Below are 4848 nucleotides of genomic sequence, written 5' to 3' on the forward strand. Positions count from 1 at the left end.
GGTGTCCTCCGCCGCGGGCGCGAGAGGCGGCTCGTCCCGTACGTCGGAAGGCGGGGGTTCGCCGAGCTGCGGATCGGGCTCCGGACGGGGCGTCGCGGTGGCGGTGCCCGCGGCGGCCTGCCGGCCGGCCAGCCAGATCGCGTCGGCGACGTCGGACCACGTGAGGGCCTCCGACGCAGCGTCGGGGGCCCGTGCGTCCCACGGCGGACGGTCGAAGATGCCGTCGTTCACGGGGACCCGTCCCGTGGCCGCCCGCGGTACCCGGCGAGTGGAGACTCCCCCAGCGGCCGCAGCCGCTGCCAGATGAGGTCGAGGAGGCGTTCCCAGTCGGCCGCCTCGATCTTGTCGCCGGACGTGACGAGATGGACGGCGTTCAGCAACTGGTCGGCGGCGAGTCCGGACTTGGTCCGGCGGTATTCGATGAAATGCTGGATGAGCTGCCGGGTCCGCTCGTCCGATCGCTCCGCGAAATGGGCGGCGACCATATCGGCGAGACGTGTCTCGTCGGGCGCTTTCATGGTCAGCCGGAGACAGCGCCGCAGGAAGGCCACGGGGAACTCCCGTTCGCCGTTACTCGTGATGACGATGACGGGGAAGGCACGGCAGCGTACGTGCCCCCTGTCGATCTCCACGAGCGCATCCGGGTCCGCGGTGTACACGTCGGCCTTCGGCTCACGCGCACTGATCCGTACGAGCTCCGGTATCCGGTATTCGCCCTCCTCGAACACGTCGAGCAGATCGTTCGGCAGGTCGATGTCGCTCTTGTCCAGCTCGTCGATGAGCAGGACGCGCGGCAGGTCGTACGGCAGCAGGGCGGTGCCGAGCGCGCCCAGCTGGAGGTACCGGCCGACGCCGGCGTGCTCCAGAGCGGCGCCGGGCTCCCGCTCCAGGCCGGCGTCCGCTAACCGGCGCGCCGCCGCGGCGTCCTGCGCGCGGCCGATGGCGTCGTACTCGTACAGGCCGTCGCGGACCGTGCTGCGGCTGTTGATCGGCCATCTGAGCACCCGCCCGAGCCGCAGCTCACGGGCGATCCGGTAGGCCAGGCTGGACTTGCCGACCCCGGGCTCGCCGGTGACCAGGAGCGGTCGCCGCAGGTAGAGCGCGGCGTTGACCGCGTCGACCTCCTCGGGGTCGGAGTGCCGCGGCCGGGCGCCCTCGACCGGGCCGAGCCGGCGTTCGAGGTCGCGTTCGTCGTCGGGAGGCGGCGAGAGCACCGGGCCGCCGTCGAAGTCACGCCACGGCGGTGGGCCGGGCAGCAGCGTGCGCAGGTCGATGTCGTGGAGCGGGCGGCCGGTGCCGCGGTAGATCCACCAGGAGGGCCGATGCGCGGAAGGTTCGGGCGTGCCGTTCCTCCCGGCGCCGTTGTGCGGAAAGGAGTCATGGGATCGCTCGTCAGCGGCCATCGGCGATCTCCCCTTCCAGTATCCGCCGGCCCGTCCTCCAAGATGGTCGATCAGATATCACGAGTGGGGTGGAATCCTCTCCCAGAGGATCCCCGAGGATCGGCCCTTTCACAAGACCCATATGGCCGTTTATCGGCTTTCTAACCTCGGCCATATTGATGTCCCGGATGGCGCAATACTTCAGGATCGTCGATGAAGTGCGTCGGGTCGTCCCACAGCAGCGTCAGCTGCATCTTCTCCCGCGCGAGACGTTCGGACGGCGGGCTCCCGCGCAGCCGCTTGATGTCCTGCGGCAGGCCGACCAGATCCGGACGGCCGACGTACTCCCGCAGCAGTTCCCTCAGCTCGGCGTCGGACTCGTCCATCCGGTGCCAGAGCACGACGGGGATGCCGGCCCGCAGGGCCATCCGGAGTTCGGTGGCGCCGGGTTCCCGGTCCGGCGGGCCGCTCAGGACGCACGCCACGATCTCGCGTTCGGTGTGCAGCCGGTCCCGCATCCGCTGGGCGGAGTCCGGGTCGCCGGCCCAGTACGTCGCGCAGGCCACCGCGTCGACGAGCCGCTGCCAGCGCTGCCGCCAGGCGCGGTGCAGGTTGCGGGTGTGCAGCCGCTCGTAGCTGCGGACCAGCACCTCGTACTCCGTGCCCAGCGGCGTCGGGTGCGGCGTCTCCGGCGGGTCGCGCGTCCACTCGTCCAGGCTCAGGTTGATGAGTTCCAGCGGCAGGACGAACTCCAGCACGAGCGAGTCGTCGAACTGGTACGCCCAGCCGCCCTCCGCCTCCTGGATGAGCTCGGCGACGTGCTCCGGCACCTCCTTGAAGGGCACCACCCGGTCCTCGCCGGGCTCCGGCCGCCAGCCCAGCGGGTCCACCTGGCGCCAGTGGGAGAGCCGGCACATCGTGCCGCCCTCCACCAGGTCGGGCACCGGCTCGAGCTGGATGATGAGGTAGATGGGCTGGTCGGCGCCGGTCGGCTCGGAGCGGTCCCGTAACTGCTCCAGATGGTCGGCGTGACCGGTCTCGCCGTTGTCGCGCAGCTTCCCGAGCTCGATGGTCATCCATTCGCGCAGCCCCGTCCTCCGGCGCGCCTCATCGGGGCCGGCCGGGTCGCGGGCCCGCAGCATCTGCAGCAGCATGGCGACGAACGCGAGGTGCGGCGGCGGGCGGTCCGGGGAGCGGTTGTGGTCGAGCAGCACGGAGAAGGCGTCCCACGCGTCGCTGAACTGCCGGGGTGCGGGGGCGACGCTGCCGCCCGCCGCGGCGTAGTAGAGCCGGGCGAGCGAGCGCACCCGTAACCCCATGAGCAGATCCTCGATCCGCGTCTCGACGGCGGGCTCCAGCAGGTCCTGCGCGGGGCTGACGAGCCGGCGCAGGCGGGCGGCGGCCACCGTCTGACCGGCGACGAACTCGACGGACCTCACCAGCGCGGTCAGTCCGGCCGGGTGATCGTGGCAGGCGAGCACCAGGTAGTAGAGGAAGTAGCGCGGGTTGGGATAGGAGGCCAGCATGAGGGGCTCGCCCAGCATCTCGCCGATCGCGTGGACGAGAATCGACCGGCCGGCCTCCTCGTGGAGCTCGCGGATGCCGGACAGGATCTCGACGATGTCCGCCGTCGTCTGCTCCGGGTGGCCGTACTGGCGGCGCCCGCCGCCGTGCGGCGACCGTCGTGCCAGGGCCGACGATCGCTCCCCCTCATCCACCATCTCTTCGCTCCGGCTTCTCTCTGCCCTCCCCCAAGCCTTTCAATGTAGGCCGATGTCTCCCGCGCTTCTACGTCGGACGGCATACAGGGTCCCTTGCCGCGACGGCCGCCCCGGGGAGAGAGTGGTCGGTATCCGCCGGCCCGCAGGAGCGACATGCAGACCGAGTCCGCCTCCCGCCGTGAGCGGCCCTCCGGCTTTCGCGCCATCTTCGTGTGCGACATCGTCGGGTTCGGCCGCCGCAACAACCGGGACCGTGTGCAGGGGCACCTGCGCGAGAAGCTGTACGCCGCGCTGCGACGGGGCTTCGACGAGTCCGGAGTGCCCTTCGACGACTGCTATCGGGAGGACCGCGGCGACGGCGTCATCATGGTCCTCCCGGCCGGCGCCGACGACTCGTTGCTCGTGCATCCGCTGGTCGACCGGCTGCGCGGTGAGATCCGCCGGGGGAACGAACTGGCGAGCCCGATCGCCAGCATCAGGCTGCGGGTCGCGTTACATCGCGGGCGGGTGGAGTCCGACCCGAACGGCATCGTGGGGACCTCGATCAACCACGTGTGCCGGCTGCTCGACGCACCGGCCTTCAAGCGCCAGATGGAGGACTCGGGGGCGGACCTCGGCGTGCTGGCCTCCCAGGAGTTCTACGAGGCCGTGATCCAGGACGGGCCCGGGGCCATCGACCCGTCCGAGTTCCGCCCGATCGGGGTGCGCCTCAAGGAGACCGAGGCGCCCGCCTGGGTTCGCATACCCGCCGCCGCGCCGCGGGGAGAGCAGGTCACGCCCCGATCCGCCACGGCCGTGGAGGAGACCCCCGCCGCGGTGCCGCGTGACCCCGACGGCGGCGCGGAACGCCCGGGGCTGTTCGACATCGTCGACCGTCTGCTGGCCATCCCCGTCGTCGCCTCGGCCGAGGGACGGGACCAGATCGTCAGCTCACTGCGCACCGAGATCGCGGTCCGGATCCCCCGGCGGGCGCGGGCGCACCTGGACGTCCATTCCATCGTCTTGACCTGCCTGGAGTTCCCCGGCGGCCTGGAGGAGTTCCTGTCGGCCGTCCGCGAATTCGCCGGCGACACGACACAGCTGCGGGTGCTGGAGGAGACGATCGCGCGTCTCCGTCGCCGCGACTGACCGCGCGGGCGAGTACGCCCCGCGGCGTAGCGGGGCGCGGGAGACCCTACTTTGCCGGACGCAGCGAAGGTGCCGCTTTCCGTGCGACGACACCGGCGGTGCCGCGCCGGGACCCTCGGGCGAACCCCCGAGGAGGAGAGACGACATGACGGGCGAACGGAGTGCCGCGGCACGCGCGGTGGGCGCGACCAGGGTGTACGGGTCAGGGGCGGCCGAGGTACGGGCGATCGACGACGTGACGGTCGCGTTCGACGCCGGGCGATTCACCGCGATCATGGGGCCGTCCGGCGCCGGGAAGTCGACGCTGATGCACTGCGTCGCCGGCCTGGACACGTTGTCCTCCGGGCAGGTGTTCATCGGCGACGTCGAGCTGGGGTCCCTGTCGGACCGGCAGCTGACCGTGCTGCGGCGCGAGCGGATCGGGTTCGTCTTCCAGTCGTTCAACCTGCTGCCCGCCCTCGACGCGGAGGAGAACATCACGCTCCCGCTGACGCTCGCGGGCACGCGGCCCGACCGGGCCTGGATCGACGCCGTGGTCGGCACGGTCGGGCTCGGCGACCGGTTCGGCCGCCGGCCCGCCGAGCTGTCCGGCGGGCAACGGCAGCGGGTCGCCGTCG

5 protein-coding genes are annotated in these 4848 nt (G+C 71.7%); 2 read left to right on the forward strand and 3 right to left on the reverse strand.

The annotated features are described in order from the left end of the window. The 3 genes from ACFFNX_RS42345 to ACFFNX_RS42355 form a co-directional block, all read right to left on the reverse strand. On the reverse strand, positions 1-231 hold a 231-nt coding region (locus ACFFNX_RS42345; RefSeq protein WP_378211893.1), incomplete at its 3' end, for a hypothetical protein. Then, a complete protein-coding gene (locus ACFFNX_RS42350) occupies positions 228-1403 on the reverse strand; it encodes an AAA family ATPase (protein ID WP_378211894.1) in 1176 nt (391 codons plus the stop codon). The genes ACFFNX_RS42345 and ACFFNX_RS42350, both read right to left, overlap by 4 nt. A gap of 140 nt (positions 1404-1543) precedes the next feature. Further along, positions 1544-3103, reverse strand: coding sequence for a VMAP-C domain-containing protein (locus ACFFNX_RS42355; protein WP_378211895.1), 1560 nt, complete (start codon positions 3101-3103; stop codon positions 1544-1546). 153 nt (positions 3104-3256) lie between these two features. On the opposite strand from ACFFNX_RS42355, the gene ACFFNX_RS42360 reads away from it, so the two are divergent. Together ACFFNX_RS42360 and ACFFNX_RS42365 are read left to right on the forward strand one after the other, a co-directional pair. After that, the gene (locus ACFFNX_RS42360; RefSeq protein ID WP_378211896.1) at positions 3257-4231 is read left to right on the forward strand and encodes an effector-associated domain 2-containing protein; all 975 of its coding nucleotides are present in this window, start codon (positions 3257-3259) and stop codon (positions 4229-4231) included. Positions 4232-4376: 145 nt separating this feature from the next. Beyond that, positions 4377-4848 (forward strand): ABC transporter ATP-binding protein (locus tag ACFFNX_RS42365; protein ID WP_378211897.1); only part of this gene is annotated, 472 nt, incomplete at its 3' end.

The organism is Actinoallomurus acaciae, from assembly GCF_042429965.1.
In the GTDB taxonomy this organism is placed as follows: Bacteria; Actinomycetota; Actinomycetes; order Streptosporangiales; family Streptosporangiaceae; genus Actinoallomurus; species Actinoallomurus acaciae.